The sequence below is a fragment of the Mesorhizobium tamadayense genome (assembly GCF_003863365.1).
Classification (GTDB): Bacteria; Pseudomonadota; Alphaproteobacteria; order Rhizobiales; family Rhizobiaceae; genus Mesorhizobium; species Mesorhizobium tamadayense.
Genome location: NZ_RQXT01000007.1, coordinates 41777 through 58422, shown reverse-complemented (window position 1 = coordinate 58422; position 16646 = coordinate 41777). Strand labels below are relative to the sequence as shown.

The following is a 16646-nucleotide window of genomic DNA, read 5'->3' as shown; positions in this document are numbered from 1 at the left end:
TTACGAAGCTCTCATGATCAAAAGCGAAAAACCGACCATCTTTCGCTCCGAACGTGAGCCGCTCAAGGTGACGTTCCTTGTGTTCTCCGGCTCGTCGATCATGTGCGTCGCCTCGGCGGTCGACCCGCTGCGCGCCGCCAACCGCATTTCAGGCGAGACCCTGTTCGACTTCAAGCTGGTCTCGGTCACCGGCGAGGCGCCGGTGACGACCTGCGGCCTGCCGGTGGCCGTCAGCGGCCGATTCGATGCGGCTGAGCCGACCGACATGCTGGTCATCGTAGCCGGCTTCGGCACGCAGAACTACGCGACGTCGGCGCTGCTTGCGGGTTTGCGGAGGGCGGCGCGTGCGGCCCGTGCCTGCGGCGGCGTCGAGGCCGGCACCTGGCTGGTGGCGCGCGCCGGGCTGCTCGAAGGCCGCAGCGCCACCACCCACTGGGAAGACATGGAGGATTTTTCCGCCGCCTTTCCGGGCGTCGACGTGCGACCAGACCGCTATGTCATCGACGGACCTGTGTTCACCTCGGGCGGCGCCTCGCCGACTTTCGACCTGATGCTGCATCTGGTGCGCACCCGGCTCGGCATGGCGGCGGCGCTGGATGTGGCGAGCGTCTTCATCTACGACCAGGCCCGCGCCGCGACCGACGCGCAGCCGCTGGTCTCGCTCGGCCGGCTCGACGGCTACGACCCGCGCCTGGCGCAGGCGATCCGGCTGATGGAAGCGCATGTCGACCGGCCGCTGACCATCGACGCGGTGGCCAAGCGCGCCGGCGTGACGGCGCGCACGCTGGAAAGCATCTTTCGCAAGTCGATCGGCGAGACGCCCGGCGCCTACTATCTGAGGCTGCGCCTCGGCGCCGCCCGGCGGCTGGTCGTCGACACCCGCATCGCCATGGCCGACATCGCCGGGCGTACCGGCTTTTCGTCTGCCTCGGCGTTTTCCAGGGCGTTTTCCAGGGCTTTTGGCGAGGCGCCGGTCAGGCTGCGGCGCGGTTAAGCATCCAGTCGGTCGCGGCTGCGAGATCGTCGACCAGTGCCGTAGGAGCCGGATCGAAGCGTGTTTCATCGTCCGGGCGGTACTTGCCCGTCCGCACGAGCAGCGCCGCGCCAAGACCGGCGCTGAGCGCGCCGGCGACATCGCTTTCCGCATCGTCGCCGACCATGACCGCGTCGGCCGCCGGGCAATTCAAATCGGCAAGCGCCGAAAGGAAGAAATCCGGCGACGGCTTGCCGAGCACGACAGGGCTTCGGCCGCTGGCGAATTCCAGCGCCGCGACGAAAGCGCCGGTGTCGAGGCTGAGCAAGCCGTCGGCATCCTTGAACGTGCGGTTGACGGCGAGCGCCACGAAATCGGCGCCGGCAACCAGCTCGCGGAAAGCGCGGTTGAGACTGGCATGGTTGAAAGCTTCGCCGGCATCGCCGACGACGACTGCGCGCCCGCTCCCGCCTTCCAGCCCGGAGAACTCGACCTCGAGGTCGGGATGGACGAGCAGATGCGGCCGGCGGCCATGCCTGCGCAGCCATTCGACCGCGGCGCGCGCCGGCGTCAGCAATTCCTCGTCCGCTACCTTGATGCCCATCCCGGCTAGCTGCGCGATGATCGCGCTGCGCGGCGAGCGGGTCGTGTTGCTGACGAAGCGGAGCGGCAGGCCTGCGTCCCGCAGACGGTCGATGGCCGCGACAGCGCCTGCTATCGGGGTGTCGCCGTCGTAGACGACACCCAGAAGATCCAGGAGCACCGCGCGTATCATCGATGCAGGATGGAGAAACACTCTCCGCTCGTCAAACCGAGGAGGAATCGGGCCAAGGAGGAATCAGGCCAAGAGAGAATCAAGCACCGAAGAATCAGGCGGCGTCGCGGCCTTCACCGACGATGCGCGAGCGCATGCTCCTGGCAAGCGCCGTTTCGAGTCGCGCGGCGACCGCGCGATCCCACTCATTTGTCTTGCGGGCGCTGTCTTTCGAATGCGGCAGCGCCATCAGCCGATCGATGATCGAACCAGCCTCGCTGGGAGAGAGCAGGGCGTCGATTTCGCGTTCGTGCTGCATACGTTTCGCCTCCTTCTTTCCTTCCCGCCACGTGTCCACAATATAGGAGATCCGTGACGGCTGTTTGAAGGCAAGAGCGGGGCGATTGAAGGGCAGGGCGGGGCAAAACCTTGTCGTCAGTTTCAGCCCCGCGAAAAGCTGTTTTATCTTAATGCATGTCGCGCAAAAGTGTGCAGCGGTTTTGCGAAAACGACATGCATAAAAAGGACCTAAAGCGCGTCGCCTGAATCCGTTTCAGCGCGACGCGCTTTAGAATCCGCTTGAACGACCGGCTGTGTTAAGGCGAGCGCCTTTACACAGTGTAAGGGCAAGCGCCCTTACACGTAGCGGTTGACGATGTTTTCGAGCAGTTCCTGGCGGCCGGAACGCGGCTGCGGCTCGATCTTCTCCTTCACCACGCGCTCGGCGATCTCTTCCAGCGTGCGCTTGCCGGAAAGCATCGCCTTGCCCTCGGCGGTGTTCCAGCCGGCATAGCGCTCGGCGAGCGGAGCGGACAGCGCCTTGTCCTCGACCATCTTCGCCGCCGCCTTGAGGCCGCGCGCGCAGGCGTCCATGCCGCCGATATGGCCGATCAAAAGATCCTTCGGATCGAGCGACTGGCGCCTCAGCTTGGCGTCGAAATTGGTGCCGCCGGTCTTGAAGCCGCCGCCCTGCAGGATCTGGTAATAGGCCAATGCCATTTCCGGCACGTTGTTGGGGAACTGGTCGGTATCCCAGCCGGATTGGTAGTCGTTGCGGTTCATGTCGATCGAGCCGAAGATGCCGAGCGCATTGGCCAAAGCCAGCTCGTGCTCGAAGGAATGGCCGGCGAGGATCGCATGGCCCTGCTCGATGTTGAGCTTGACCTCGTTTTCCAGCCCGAAGCGCTTCAGGAAGCCGTAGACGGTGGCGACATCGTAATCATACTGGTGCTTGGTCGGCTCCTGCGGCTTCGGCTCGATCAGGATCGTGCCCTTGAAGCCTATTTTGTGCCTGTAGTCGACGACGAGGTTGAGGAAGCGGCCGGCCTGCTCCTGCTCGCGCGCGAGGTCGGTGTTGAGCAGCGTCTCATAGCCCTCGCGTCCGCCCCACAGCACGTAGTTCTCGCCCTTTAGCCGCTTGGTGACGTCGATGCAGCTCTTCACCGTTGCTGCCGCATAGGCGAACACGTCCGGATCGGGATTGGTGGCCGCGCCCGCCATGAAGCGGCGGTGCGAGAACAGGTTCGCCGTGCCCCAGAGCAGCTTGACGCCGGTCTGTTTCATCTTGGTCGAAAAATAGTCGGCGATCTCGTCGAGACGCGCCGCGCTCTCGGAAAAATCCTTGCCCTCCGGGCGCACATCGGCGTCGTGGAAGCAGAAATAGGGCACACCCAGCAGCGAGAACATCTCGAAGGCGACATCGGCCTTGAGCTTCGCCAACTCCATCGTGTCGATGCCGCCGGGCTTGGCGAACCAGGGGCGGTCGAAGGTCTGGCCGCCGAACGGGTCGCCGCCCTGCCAGGCGAAGGAATGCCAATAGGCGACGGCGAAACGCAGATGGTCCTCCAGCCGTTTGCCGGCGACGACCTCGTCCGGATTGTAGTACCGGTAGGCCAGCGGATTGGTCGAATCCGGCCCCTCATATTTGATCTTCTTGATGTCGCCGAAAAATCCGCTGCTCATGGCTTCCTTCCTCTCCGAATGCTTCCGCCGATTACCTCAGGCGTAATTGGTTTCGCTCTTCCCACGGGCGAAAAGGGTCATGTCGAAACGATCCAACGAAGGATGAAGACAATGACCGACCTCAACACGATCGCCCAAAACTACATCACCGCCTGGAACGAGAGCGATGCGATGCGCCGCAAGGCTCTGCTCGAGGCTGCCTTCACCAGCGATGTCAGCTATCGCGACCCGGTCATGCAGGGCGACGGCCATGCAGGCATCGCCGCGCTGATCGACGGCGTGCAGCAGCGCTTCGCCGGCTTCCGTTTCTCGCTGAAGGGCCAGCCGGACGGTTTTGCCGACCGCATCCGCTTCTCGTGGAATCTGGGACCCGAGAGTGCTGAATCCGTCATCGAGGGCACCGATATCGGCGTCATCGAAAATGGCCGCCTGAAGAGCATCACCGGCTTCCTGGACAAGGTGCCGGCGCAGTGAGGCCAACTGGGGAGGGAAGGTGCGAGGCACCCCCCTCTGGCCTGCCGGCCATCTCCCCCTCAAGGGGGGAGATTGGCAGCTTCGGCGCAGGCGCTCGTCTTGCGACGCTGGCAATTGGCGAAACCCGCGAATGCGACTGATCTCCCCCCTTGAGGGGGAGATGCCCGGCAGGGCAGAGGGGGGTGCCTCGCGCCCGCTCACGCGGTTACGCCCCTGACCGCCGGATAAAGCGCACGGTAGTGCTGATAGGCGTCCGCGAAGGCGCCGCCGAGACCGGTGTCCGGCTCGATCGTGGCATCGGTTGCCGGCGCGGTGCAGACGGCAAGCGGATCGGCGCCCGTTGCGGCGATCAGGCCGAGCCGGGCCGCGCCGAAGGCGGCGCCGAAATCGCCGTCGGCCGGGATGTCGACCGGCAGCTGCAGCGCGGTGGCGATCGCCTTCAGCCAGTAGCGGGAGCGCGAGCCGCCGCCGATCGCCGTCACCCTTGTCAGCGTCGTGCCGGCGGTCTTCAGCGCGTCGAGGCTGTCGCGGAAGGCGAAGGCGACGCCTTCGAGCACCGCCTGGGTCAACGCGGCCCGGCTCGATTGATGCGCGAGGCCGGTGAAGGCGCCGCGAATGGCGGAATCATTGTGCGGCGTGCGCTCGCCGGACAGATACGGCAGGAAGGTGACGCCCGTCGGCGCCTTGAGCGTCTCGCCGAGCTCACCGGTCAAATCGCCGGCGCGTTTTCCGGTGATTTCCGACAGCCAGTTCAGCGAATCCGTGGCCGACAGGATGACGCCCATCTGGTGCCAGGTGTCGGGCAGCGCATGGCAGAATGTGTGCACCGCGCTTGCCGGATTGGGCAGGTAGGAGGCGTTGGCGGCAAACAGCACCCCCGACGTGCCGAGCGATACGAAGGCGTGGCCGGCGCCCACCGTGCCCATGCCGCAGGCCGAGGCCGCATTGTCGCCGGCGCCGCCGGCGACCGGAATGCCGGCCACAATGCCCCATTTCGAGGCGAGCTCGCCGCGCAAGGCGCCGGCCTTCGCCGTGCCTTCGACCAGCGACGGCATGTGTTTTTCGTCGAGCGATGTCGCGGCCAGCAGCTCGGCCGACCAGCGACGCTTGCCGACATCGAGCCAGGACGTGCCGGCCGAATCCGACATTTCGGAAATATGCATGCCGGTCAGCCAGAGCCGCAAATAGTCCTTGGGCAAGAGCACCTTGGCCACCTTGGCGAAGATTGCCGGCTCGTTGTTCTTCACCCAGGCGAGCTTCGGCGCCGTGAAGCCCGGGAAGACGATGTTGCCGGTGAGCTCGCGGAAACGCGGATCGGCGTCGAGCGCCGCCGCCTCGACATGGCTGCGCGTGTCGTTCCACAGGATGCAGGGGCGCAGCACCTGGTCGGAGGCGTCGAGCAAGGTCGCGCCATGCATTTGGCCGGAGAGGCCGATGCCTTTGACGGCCGCGAGTTCCTTCGGATGGAAAGCCTTGAGCTCGGCAATCGCCGTCTCGCAGGCCTCGATCCAATTCGCCGGGTCCTGCTCGGACCAGCCGGGATGCGGCCGCGAGACGTCCAACGAGCCATGGCCGGAGCCGACGACGTTCTGGCGATCATCGATCAGCAACGCCTTGATGCCCGATGTGCCCAGGTCGAGGCCGAGATACATGATTTCCTCCCATTGCCATTAATTTTTTCGGATCTCGAAAAAATCTGGCTTGGCCTGTTCTTATGACAAGATCCGCCTCGGGTCAATTCTCCGACAAATCGGCCGCGCGTCGCGAGAACAGCGCCGATAGCGGGCTCTCCGGCCGCGCCAGCTGGCGCTCGGCGGTCAACGCCCGCGCCAGTGCGCGAACACCGGCGCGGAGCGCGGCCTCGATCAGCGTCAGGTCGATGACATCGCGCTGCGCATGGCTGCCGCCGAAACGGTGCGCGATCGGGCGGATCGACCGGATCAGGCGCACGGCCTCGGTGTAGTTGCCTTCACCGAACGCTTTGATGGCAAACGTCAGCGGGTGGCCGACGTCGCGCGTGAAGGCGGCGTTGTCGTCATGGCCATGCATCGCCTCGCGTTGCGCGTCGAGCAAGGTCTGCGCCGGCCCCTCCAGCCCGGCGCCGACAAAGGCCATCATCGCATGCGCATCGTTGAAGGCATAATTGCCGGCGGCGGCCTTCGGCAGCCAGTTCGCGGCAAGTGCGGCCCAGCGGTCGCCGACATCGACGCCGCCGAGATGCAGACGCCACAGGATCGCTGAGGCATCGACCATGTTGAGCGCCAGCGTCGAGCGGTCGCCGTAGATCGGCCCGTCATAGAGCTTGAGCACCTCGTCCGTCTCGCCGAGGTCGTAGTGGAACAGCGCCAGGTGCCACCAATTGTGAATCTTAAGGAAGCTGTCCTTGGTCCACGCCTCCGGGTTGGCGCGCATCCAGGCGATGCCGTCCTTTTGCCGGCTCTGCATTTCCATGACATGCGCGACCGCGTGCTGCGCCCAGCCGTCGCGCGGCTCGATCGCGGTCGCCTGCCGGCCGAAACGTTCGGCGCGTGCATAGTCGCCCATTTCCTCCAGCCCGAAGGCCTGCATGCCGAGGATGGCGTGGTAGCCCGGCATGCCCTTTTGCCAGGCCGGCAGCGCCCGGCCGATGCGGTCGCGCAGCATGCGGGCATTGCCGGTGAAGAAATCGATCTGGTGTCCCACCTGCAGCGCCAGCGCGTCGAGAGGATCGTCGATCGCGATATCCTCGAGGATGCGGGCGGCCTCGTGCCAGCGTCCCTCGGCAAGATGGCCAAGCGCCGCGACATGCGCCCGTTCGCGCGTGGTGCCGGCGAGCGGCAGCGCCGCCGCATGGCATGATTGCGCGACCGCCGTCGCTTCGCGCTCGGTGGCCAGGCCGTGCAGATAGCCCTTGAACACATGCGCCATCACGAAGCCGGGCTCGTCGGTGATTGCCCGATCGATAGAGCCGACCGGGTCGCCGATGAAGCACTGCAGCTCACGGAGGGCTCTGGCGTAGGACGAAAACCCGGCTTCGGTCGCGCCCGAGTAAGTCAGGCCGAATGCGTCCCTCAGCGCCATTGAATGTCCTTCGACGATCGCGAAATCGGCTGTTCGGAGCCGATCCTAAAGCATCGACAGCGAGCTCGCCAACCGAAGAAGACGCAGTCTCACCAAGCCACGTTGGCAGACATTGCTAATTCCCCGAACGCATCGCCACGGTGGCGATGCCGGCGCCGACCAGCAACGTCCCGCCGGTGCGGTTGAAGATGCGGATCGCCTTCGGGTTGCGCACGATGGCGCGCGCTCGTGAAGCGATCAGCGCATAGCCGAAGGCGTTGGTGAAGGCGAGCGCCAGGAAGGTCGCTTCGAAGATCAGCATCTGCGTCCAGAAGTCGGCGTGCCGGTCGAGGAACTGGGGCAGGAAGGCGACGAAGAAGGTGATGCTCTTCGGGTTGAGCGCGGTGACCAGCCAGGCATGCGCCATCATCCTTGCCGCCGATACCGCGTCGGTGCGCGGCTCGGCCTTCAGCGTGCCGCCGGCGCGAAACAGCTTTATGCCGAGATAGACCAGATAGCCGGCGCCGATCACCTTGAGCACCGTGAACACCGTGGCCGAGGCCGCGAGCAGCGCGCCGATGCCGAGCATCGACAGCGTCATGGCGGTGAAGTCGCCGAGCGCGACGCCGACCGCCATCGGCAGCGCCGTGCGCCAGCCCTGGCCCAGCGCGTAGGAGACGACCAAGAGGATCGTCGGGCCCGGGATGATGAGAAGGATGGTGGAGGCGGCGGCAAACGCAGCCCAGTTCTCGAAGGACATTTCCTCACTCCTTGAGCGCAAAGAACAGGATAAATCCTGGGGTCGTCGCGATTGTAAAGAGGTCGTGGAGAAAATCTTCGGCGCCGGTTTGCCCGGCACTTCCGGCCCTGGCACTTCCGGCCCTGGCACTTCCGGTCATGGCACTTCCGGTCCTGGCACTTCCGGCCCTAGCGCTTCCGGCAAGGCAACAGGGTTAAGTCGAGCTCCCGAGCTTTCACGTTTTTTCAACCATGATTGATGAAAATGCCCGCCATCCGGCCGGACCGTGCTTCCCGCCGACAGCGTAGGGTTTGGTGTATGCGCGAGTTGCCGCAAAGTCTGACGCCGCCTTCGAACGGCGAAACTGCCGAAACCGAAATTCCGCTCTCCCGCCGCGCCATGCTTTCCGGCATGGGCGCCATGGCGCTGTTCGGCATGGCCGGTTGCAGCACAACCGACACGCTCGATCTGCCGCAATTGCAGCTCGACGACACGGTGACGGGTTCCGTCCACCCGATTCGCCCGGCCATCAGCGTCGACAAGAACATCACCGGCCCGGACGTGATGTATGCGTCCCTCGCCGATGGCGACTTCCAGGTGCCTGCCGTGCCCTGGCAGAAGGTCAAGCCGGAATTCCGCCGCCAGATCGTCGTCGACAAGACCGGCGAGGCGCCCGGCACCATCGTCGTCCATCTGCAGGAACGCATGCTCTATCTGGTTCAGCCGGGCGGCGACGCCATCCGTTACGGCGTCGGCATAGGCAAGGACGGGTTCCGCTGGTCGGGCCGCGCCAACATCCAGTGTGGCCGCGAATGGCCGGTCTGGACGCCGCCGCCGGAAATGGTCCAGCGCAAGCCGGAGCTGGTGAAATGGCAGGGCGGCCAGCCCGGCGGCCTCACCAATCCGCTCGGCGCCCGCGCGCTCTACATCTATCAGAACGGCAAGGACACCGGTTACCGCATCCACGGCTCGCCCGAATGGTGGAGCATCGGCCAGGCGATGTCGTCAGGCTGCGTGCGGCTGATCAACCAGGACATCATCGACCTCTACAGCCGCGTCTCGAAGAAGAACCCGGTCGTCGTCGTCTGATCCTTTTCGGGCGGCCCACGCGGCCGGCCTGTCTTCAAATTTGAGCATGATCTTTCCCGAAAACCGGTTCCCACTTTTCGGGATCATGCTCACGACTCTTCCGTTGCGCGATGCCGCAAGACAGGCGAAGGTGCCCTGAAAACCTTCGCCTTGGGAGAGAAAGAACATGGCCGGAACTTTCGTCATCGCGCAGGGCGGCGGCCCGACCGCCGTCATCAACCAGACGGTCGTCGGCGCCACGCTGGAGATCCGCAAACGCCATCCCGGCGCCAAGGTGCTCGGCTCCATCCATGGCGTGCGCGGCATCCGCGACGGCAACTATGTCGACCTCTCCGCCATCCCGGAAGATCGGCTGCGGCTGATCGCTGGCACGCCGAGCGCCGCCCTCGGCTCGACCCGCGACAAGCCTGACGCCGCCTATTGCGAGGTGATCCTCAACGGCCTGAAGAAGGCCGGCGCCGACGCCTTCATCTATATCGGCGGCAACGACACTTCGGGCACCCAGCAGATCCTGACCGATGCCGCGGGCGGCGCGATGGCTTTCGTGCATGCGCCGAAGACCATCGACAACGACCTCGAGGAGAACGATCACACGCCGGGCTTCATTTCGGCGGCCGAGTTCGTCGCCGGCGCCTTCCTGTCCGTCGATCTGGATTTCCGCGCGCTGCCCGGCATCTATGTCGGCATCGTCATGGGCCGGCATGCCGGCTTCCTCACCGCCGCGGCCGCAGCCTGGCAACTCGATCCGGACAGCGGTCCGCATCTGGTCTACGTGCCGGAGCGCGCCTTTTCCGCCGAGCGTTTCATCGACGATGTGCGCAAGACGCTCGACCGCCACAAGCGCTGCATCGTCGCCGTTTCGGAAGGCGTCAGCACCGCCGACGGCAGGGCGCTGGTCGAAAGCCTGGTGCCGCCGGAAAAGCTCGAACGCGACCAGCATGGCAACGTCAAATTGTCGGGCAGCGACCTGCCGGCAGCGCTCGAACGCGCGCTCGCCGAGGGCCTGCCTGGCAAGCGGGCGCGCGTCGATGCTTTAGGCTACATGCCGCGCGGCTATGTCGGCGCGATCAGCGCCGTCGACGCTCAAGAAGCCTTCGATGCCGGTGCCTTCGCGGCTGCCGTTGCCGATGAGGGCGGCGGCTCGGTGGCGCTGCAGTATGACGGCGCAAAGACCGTGCTGAAGAAGGTGCCGCTGAAGGCGGTCGCAGGCAAGACGCGCCACATGCCCGACAATTTCATGAAGCCGGATGTCAACCAGCTTTCGGAAGCAGGCATGGCCTATCTGAAGCGGCTGGTGCCGGAAAAATACAAGGTCGGAAAGCCTTTCGTCTGATGGGCGACCTCGTTGTCGGCGACTGGTTCGGCAAGGCCGTTGCCGATCCCAGGACGACGATGCTGACCGAGCCTTTCGTGCATGATTTCGTGCGCGCCAACATCTGGCATCTCAAGGGCCGTGATGCCGATCTTCTGGTCGACACCGGCATGGGCATTTGTCCGCTGGCGCCCGAGATCGACACGCCGGCCGGCAAGCCGCTTATCGTCGTCGCCACCCATATCCATCTCGACCATGTCGGCTCGTTGCACGAGTTCCCGCTCAGGATGGGATCCAGGATAAGCGCGGCGCAGTTCGACGGCATGGATGATGCCGTCACCTACGCCTACATGTTCCACAATCTCGATGGCGCTGTGTCCAAGTTGCCGGCGCCGGGCTGGAAGGCGGCCGACTATCGGATCCTGTCGGCGCCGCTGACCCGTGCGCTCGATGAAGGCGATGTCGTCGATCTCGGCGACCGGAAATTCCGTGTGCTGCATCTGCCGGGACATTCGCCGGATTCGATCGCGCTTTTCGACGAGACCGACGGCCTGTTCTTCGCCGGCGACACCATCTATGACGGCATGCTGATCGACGATCTGCCGGATTCGGACCGTGCTGCCTATTGCCGCACCATGCAGCGCCTGCTCGACCTGCCGATACGCATCGGCCATGGCGGCCATGGCCCGAGTTTCGACGCCGTGCGCATGCGCGAGATAGCGTCCGCCTATCTGCGCCGGAGGGAGCGGTACGTAAGCGCTCTCTGAATTAAATCTTCGTAAGGTCGACCCAAAACCCCTAAATCGGCCCATTCCCCGCCCTAAATGCTTCATTGTCGATCCGGCCGGCTGCCATGCATGGCGAGGCAGGCAATCCGGCCGCCGACACGCCGACGGGCGATTCGTTCGAAAAAATGCCCGCGGCGCAGGATCAACTCTCGCCCGGACAGAAACGACCATGTCACCATCAAGCATTCTTCGCAGACATCGCGTCGCGGCCCTGCTGGGCGCTGCGCTGATTTTTACCCCCGTCGTCGTCTCCTTTGCGCAAAATGGAGGCAATGTCGGCTTGACCACTGTGGCTGCGACAACCCAGACTCCCGTCGCCGGCATCACGGCGCCTAACGGCTCATTCGCGCCGATCGTTGCCACCACAAAGCCGGCAGTCGTCACGATCACGACCGTCACGAAGGGCCAGGCCGACACCATGAGCGGAGCCTCACCCTTCGGCGGCAATTCGCCCTTCGATCAGTATTTCCAGCAATTCTTCGGCGACCAGGGCATCCCGATGCCCAAGACGCCGCCGCAGCAGTCGCCGCGGCAGGAGGCGCTCGGCTCCGGCTTCATCGTCGGCGCAGACGGCACCATCGTCACCAACAATCACGTCATTGACGGCGCGACCTCGATCAAAGTGACACTCGACGACGGCACCGAGCTTCCCGCCAAGCTCGTCGCCCATGACGCCAAGCACGATCTGGCGGTGCTCAAGGTCAAGGCGAGCAAGCCGCTGCCGACCGTCAAATGGGGCGATTCCGACAAGTTGATGACCGGCGACCAGGTGCTGGCGATCGGCAATCCGTTCGGCATCGGTACCACGGTCACCGCCGGCATCGTCTCGGCGCGCGGCCGCGACCTGCACAGCGGGCCGTTCGACGACTTCATCCAGATCGACGCGCCGATCAACCACGGCAATTCAGGCGGTCCGCTGGTCGACGTTAACGGCAATGTCATCGGCATCGACACTGCGATCTATTCGCCCAACGGCGGCAGCGTCGGTGTCGGCTTCGCCATCCCGTCGAACCAGGCTGAGAAGGTTGTCGCCAAGCTGATAAAGGGCGGCAATATCGAATACGGCTATCTCGGCGTTCAGATCCAGCCGGTCACACCGGATGTCGCCAGCGCTATAGGCCTCGATCATCCGGGCGGCGCGCTGGTGGCGGCGGTCACCGAAGGGTCGCCCGCGGCCAAGGCCGGCATCGAGACCGGCGATGTGATCACTGGCTTCGCAGGCCAGGAGATAAAGGACCCCAAGGATCTGTCGCGCGCTGTCGCCGACGTCTCACCGGGCGCCAAGGAGACGCTCAAGGTCTGGCGCAAGGGCAAGACGATTGAGATCTCCGCCGATGTCGGCCGCAACAACGAGGACGGGCAGACCGCCTCCAACGGCGAAGGCGGCAAGCCGTCGGCCGGACAGGGCCTGGGCGCGCCGTCGCTCGGTCTCGGGCTGACCGACATCACCCCCGACATCCGCGAGCAGCTCAACCTTGCCAACAACCAGCGCGGGGCCGTGATTGAGCAAGTCAATCCGGACAAAGCGGCCTCCGCCGCCGGCCTCCAGCCGGGCGACGTCATCGTCGCCGTCGACCAGACGCCGGTGAAGAACGCCAGACAGGCTAACCAGGCGATCGCCGAAGCCGCCAAGTCCGGCAAGAAGTCGGTGCTGCTGCTTGTCGACCGTGCCGACACTCAGATCTTTGTCGCCGTGCCTTTCGCCGCCGGCTGACAAACTCATAGCGACCTGCCGGCAATTCCAGGAAAAGTGCCCAGCGCTTTTCCGTCCGTATTGCGTCAAAACCAATATCTGGCCGGCAGGTCGTTCCGAGATTCCTGTTGTCCGTACCGACATCTTCGAGAACACTGCCTGGATATTCTGGTGCAGGAGGTCTCTCTATGGTCACCCGCGGCTTTTCCTCCGGACGGCGTCCTCCTTCGGACACCGACGAGCGCATTCCGCCGGGGCAGTATCTGGAACAGGGTTTTCCGGTCCTCTCAGCCGGGCCGACGCCGCGCGTGCGCACCGAGGACTGGTCCTTCACGCTCAAGCACGGGCCGCGACCGGTCAAGAAATGGAACTGGGCCGAATTGAACGCCCTGCCGCACAGCAAGATGACCCGCGACATCCATTGCGTGACGGCATGGACCAAGTTCAACACGCCCTGGCAGGGCGTGCTGATCGACGACATCCTCGCCGATGCCGGCATCGAACCGCCGACGGCCCACACGCTGGCGCATTCCTTCGACGGCTATTCCACCAACGTGCCGACCAAGGACCTCGTCACCGGTAAGGCGATGGTGGCGCTGCTTTATGAGGGCAAGCCGATCGCTCCCGACCATGGCGGGCCGGCGCGGCTCTTGGTGCCGCATCTCTATTTCTGGAAATCGGCCAAATGGGTGAACGGGCTGCAGTTCACCGAACGCGACGAGCCGGGCTTCTGGGAACTGCGCGGTTATCACATGTATGGCGACCCATGGCGCGAGCAGCGCTATTCGGGCGACCCATGAGCGCCGAACCACTGTCGCAGTCGCCTTGGCAGACGGCCACGATCGCCCGTATCGAAAAGCGAACGCCGCGCGTCACCAGCTTCTGGTTCCAGCCGTCGCGCCCGTTCGCCCATCTGCCGGGGCAGCATGTCGACGTCAGGCTGACGGCGCCGGACGGCTATCAGGCGCGCCGTTCCTATTCCATCGCCTCGGCGCCGGAGGCAGGCGCCGGCATAGAGCTGGCGATCGAGCGGCTCGACGACGGTGAGGTTTCGCCCTTCTTTCACGATGTGGCGGAGGTCGGCGACGAGATCGAATTGCGCGGACCGCTCGGCGGCCATTTCATCTGGCAGGTCAGCGACGGCCCGCCGATCCTCCTGGTTGGGGGCGGCTCCGGCGTCGTGCCGCTGATGGCGATGGTGCGCCACCGCACCTTGCAGAAATCGGCTACGCCGGTCACGCTGGTGTTCTCGGCGCGGGTCTGGGACGAGGTCATCTTCCGCGACGAGTTGATCGACCTCGACGATCGCCGCGACGGCTTCGAATTGGTGCTGACACTGACGCGCGAGCAGGCCCGGCGCCCGGCCGACTATTCCCGGCGCGTCGATGCCCACATGATGGTGCAGGCGATGGAGCGGCTGCCGAAAGCACCGCGGCTCGCCTTTGTCTGCGGCTCGAACGCGTTCGTCTCGGCGGCCGCCGAAGCTCTGATCGGCGCCGGCGTCCCGGCACGGATCATCCGCACGGAACGCTACGGCGTCTGAAAGCGAAGTCCCGCTCAGGCGCCCGGGCTGAACGTTGCCGAGACGACGCGTTGATCATTTCGGGACGACGGAGAGCGTGGCCGCACCCGAGAGCGCCGTGTTCCTCCTCGCAGCTGGCTCGCGCGGGTGCTGGCGACGCCCCGAATCGGGTCCGGATCAGCCTTGAGACGGTTAGCGGTATCGAAAAGTGACTATTAGGAGGTTCTAAAATCGAACCGAACGGTTCGTTTCTGTTGACGGTGCGTGCATGAAGCGGTGAACATTGGCGGTCGGACACACTTGGTGAGCCAAACGGTCGAATGGTGTAAACGACTGATTTAAATAAGAAAAATCAGGCAATAGGAGAGAGTTGTACAATTTCAAGGTGTGGATTCATGGTCCAGCCGGAACAACTTCGTGATTGGAATCCGGCAGCCGGCTCACCCACATCGGGGCTGTCCGAACGACGCGATTATCCTCCCAAGACACGCCGCTAGACGGACGGGAAAAAAATACTGGAGTACCAAAAATGAAAAAGATTGTTCTCACTGCCGCCGCCCTTCTGGCCATTTCCGGCAGCGCCTTTGCCGCGAGCGACAACTACGGCTCCAACGGCGCCAATCAGCCGGCTGCTGCGGTCGACACGTCCTACACGGCTTCGACCCATCAGTCGGATGCGGCCGCTCAGAAGCCCGTCACTCAGGGCGCCGACCGCAACCTTTTCGGCAACAACTAACAGCCGAACCCCGGCCATGATCCAGAAATGAGGGGCCATGGCCGACAGGAGAGGGACGGCGGGTAATTCCCGCCGCCTCCACAGAATTCAGGAGAATTGAAAATGAGGAAGATCGTTCTTGCCACCGCGGCCGTTTTGGCCCTGTCCAGCGCTACCTTTGCGGCCAGCGACAATTACGGCTCCAACGGTGCTGACCAGCCGGCCCCCGCGGTCGACACCACGCGCACCTCGTCGATCAGCACCGCCTCGCCGGTCTACAAGCTGCTGAAATCGTCGAATGACGCGCAGAAGTCCGCCCCGCAGGGCAGCGACCGCAACTTGTTCGGCCGCTAACAGCCGCAGGTAGTTGAAAAAAGAACGGCGGGCCTGGCCCGCCGCTCTTTTTTGTTTGCCGGGTAGCTCCCTGCCGGAGCGAGAAAACCGCGGCCTCAGGCCGCCTTGGCTTCTTCCCGATGCAACGTGAAGGAGTGACCGTCCGCGTCGAAGATGTGCAGGTCTCCGGCATCCGCGGTCAGCCGCAACGTTGCGCCGCGCTTGACCTCGACATTGCCCGGCAGCTTGGTCACCAGCGGCAGGTCAGCGCGGCCGATATCGATGTAGACGAGCTGAACCTCGCCGAGCTGCTCGATATAGTCCACCGTTCCTTCGAAAAGGTAGTCCGCGCCGGTGGCGATCATCAGATCCTCCGGCCGCACGCCGAAGCTCACCGAAGCTCCCTTCGCTGATGCCGGCGTGGCGATCGGCACCGTCGCCTTGCGACCGCCGACATGGCTGACGACGGTCGGATTGCCTGATTTGTCGATCGTCGCCGGCAGGATGTTCATCGCCGGCGAGCCGATGAACTGGGCGACGAACAGGTTGCCGGGCCGCTTGTAGAGCTCCATCGGCGTGCCGACCTGCTCGACAACGCCTTCCTTCAACACCACGATTCGGTCCGCCAGCGTCATCGCCTCGACCTGGTCGTGCGTGACGTAGATCATCGTCGTGTTCGGCATCTGCTCCTTCAACTTGGCGATCTCGATGCGGGTGGCGACGCGCAGCGCGGCGTCGAGATTAGACAGCGGCTCGTCGAACAGGAACACCTTCGGATTGCGCACGATGGCGCGCCCGATGGCGACGCGTTGGCGCTGGCCGCCGGACATCGCCTTGGGCAGGCGGTCGAGATATTTGGTGAGCTGCAGGATTTCGGCCGCCTGCCGCACGCGCTTGTCGATCTCGGCCTTGCTTTCCTTGCCGATCTTCATCGAGAAGGCCATGTTGTCGTAGACGGTCATATGCGGATAGAGCGCGTAGGATTGGAACACCATGGCGATGCCCCGCTTGGACGGAGGCACGTCGTTCACCACCTCGCCATCGATCTTGAGCACGCCGGACGTGATCTCCTCCAGCCCGGCGATCGACCGCAGCAGGGTCGACTTGCCGCAGCCCGACGGCCCGACAAAGACGATGAACTCGCCCGATTTGATGTCGAGGTCGATGCCGTGCAGAATGTTGAGATTGCCGTATGATTTCCTCACCTGGCTCAGCGTGACATCGGCCATAAATTCCTCCTCCGAGTGATTTTC

At 64.5% G+C, this 16646-nt stretch carries 17 protein-coding genes; 10 read left to right on the top strand and 7 right to left on the bottom strand.

Annotation, left to right across the window (positions count from 1 at the left end; genetic code table 11):
- Positions 1-13 precede the first annotated feature (13 nt).
- Entirely contained in the window at positions 14-994 is a 981-nt protein-coding gene (locus tag EH240_RS08015) for a GlxA family transcriptional regulator (protein ID WP_124996956.1), read from the top strand.
- On the opposite strand, the gene EH240_RS08010 is transcribed toward EH240_RS08015, so the two are convergent.
- The 3 genes from EH240_RS08010 to xylA all read right to left on the bottom strand — a co-directional run bounded on the left by EH240_RS08010 (position 975) and on the right by xylA (position 3689).
- Entirely contained in the window at positions 975-1769 is a 795-nt protein-coding gene (locus EH240_RS08010; protein WP_342634074.1) for a TIGR01458 family HAD-type hydrolase, read from the bottom strand. The two genes, EH240_RS08015 and EH240_RS08010, sit on opposite strands and share 20 nt — an antisense overlap.
- 73 nt (positions 1770-1842) lie before the next feature.
- Entirely contained in the window at positions 1843-2046 is a 204-nt protein-coding gene (locus EH240_RS08005) for a hypothetical protein (RefSeq protein WP_124996954.1), read from the bottom strand.
- 317 nt (positions 2047-2363) lie between these two features.
- Positions 2364-3689: a xylose isomerase gene (gene xylA, locus EH240_RS08000; RefSeq protein ID WP_124996952.1), complete on the bottom strand. Its 1326-nt coding sequence runs from the start codon at positions 3687-3689 to the stop codon at positions 2364-2366.
- Between the two features lie 111 nt (positions 3690-3800).
- On the opposite strand from xylA, the gene EH240_RS07995 reads away from it, so the two are divergent.
- On the top strand, positions 3801-4163 hold the full coding sequence (locus tag EH240_RS07995) for a nuclear transport factor 2 family protein (protein WP_124996950.1): 363 nt from the start codon (positions 3801-3803) through the stop codon (positions 4161-4163).
- 197 nt (positions 4164-4360) lie between these two features.
- Here EH240_RS07995 and xylB read toward each other — a convergent pair whose 3' ends face one another.
- From xylB to EH240_RS07975, 3 genes are all read right to left on the bottom strand, one after another.
- A complete protein-coding gene (gene xylB / locus EH240_RS07985) occupies positions 4361-5815 on the bottom strand; it encodes a xylulokinase (protein ID WP_124996946.1) in 1455 nt (484 codons plus the stop codon).
- A gap of 82 nt (positions 5816-5897) precedes the next feature.
- Positions 5898-7223 (bottom strand): tetratricopeptide repeat protein, encoded by a 1326-nt coding sequence (locus EH240_RS07980; RefSeq protein WP_124996944.1) that lies wholly within the window; start codon positions 7221-7223, stop codon positions 5898-5900.
- Between the two features lie 115 nt (positions 7224-7338).
- A complete protein-coding gene (locus tag EH240_RS07975; protein WP_124996942.1) occupies positions 7339-7962 on the bottom strand; it encodes a LysE family translocator in 624 nt (207 codons plus the stop codon).
- A 378-nt stretch (positions 7963-8340) separates the two neighbouring features.
- Between EH240_RS07975 and EH240_RS07970 the strand changes: the two genes are divergently transcribed.
- The 8 genes from EH240_RS07970 to EH240_RS07935 all read left to right on the top strand — a co-directional run bounded on the left by EH240_RS07970 (position 8341) and on the right by EH240_RS07935 (position 15414).
- On the top strand, positions 8341-9030 hold the full coding sequence (locus EH240_RS07970) for a L,D-transpeptidase (protein WP_245435864.1): 690 nt from the start codon (positions 8341-8343) through the stop codon (positions 9028-9030).
- Positions 9031-9196: 166 nt separating this feature from the next.
- A complete protein-coding gene (locus tag EH240_RS07965) occupies positions 9197-10363 on the top strand; it encodes a diphosphate--fructose-6-phosphate 1-phosphotransferase (protein ID WP_124996938.1) in 1167 nt (388 codons plus the stop codon).
- Entirely contained in the window at positions 10363-11109 is a 747-nt protein-coding gene (locus EH240_RS07960; RefSeq protein WP_124996936.1) for an MBL fold metallo-hydrolase, read from the top strand. Before EH240_RS07965 ends, EH240_RS07960 begins: the two co-directional genes overlap by 1 nt.
- A gap of 190 nt (positions 11110-11299) precedes the next feature.
- On the top strand, positions 11300-12844 hold the full coding sequence (locus EH240_RS07955; protein WP_124996934.1) for a DegQ family serine endoprotease: 1545 nt from the start codon (positions 11300-11302) through the stop codon (positions 12842-12844).
- 167 nt (positions 12845-13011) lie between these two features.
- Positions 13012-13623: a molybdopterin-dependent oxidoreductase gene (locus EH240_RS07950; RefSeq protein ID WP_124996932.1), complete on the top strand. Its 612-nt coding sequence runs from the start codon at positions 13012-13014 to the stop codon at positions 13621-13623.
- Complete coding sequence (locus tag EH240_RS07945) at positions 13620-14366, top strand: ferredoxin reductase (protein WP_124996930.1); 747 nt, start codon at positions 13620-13622, stop codon at positions 14364-14366. The genes EH240_RS07950 and EH240_RS07945 overlap by 4 nt, the downstream gene beginning before the upstream one ends.
- Positions 14367-14874: 508 nt before the next feature.
- Positions 14875-15081: a DUF680 domain-containing protein gene (locus EH240_RS07940; RefSeq protein ID WP_124996928.1), complete on the top strand. Its 207-nt coding sequence runs from the start codon at positions 14875-14877 to the stop codon at positions 15079-15081.
- Between the two features lie 102 nt (positions 15082-15183).
- Positions 15184-15414 carry a DUF680 domain-containing protein gene (locus tag EH240_RS07935; RefSeq protein ID WP_124996926.1) on the top strand — a complete coding sequence of 77 codons (231 nt, stop codon included), beginning with the start codon at positions 15184-15186 and terminating at the stop codon, positions 15412-15414.
- Positions 15415-15509: 95 nt separating this feature from the next.
- Here the strand turns inward: EH240_RS07935 and EH240_RS07930 are convergent, their stop codons facing one another.
- Complete coding sequence (locus EH240_RS07930; RefSeq protein ID WP_124996924.1) at positions 15510-16622, bottom strand: ABC transporter ATP-binding protein; 1113 nt, start codon at positions 16620-16622, stop codon at positions 15510-15512.
- Positions 16623-16646 lie beyond the last annotated feature (24 nt).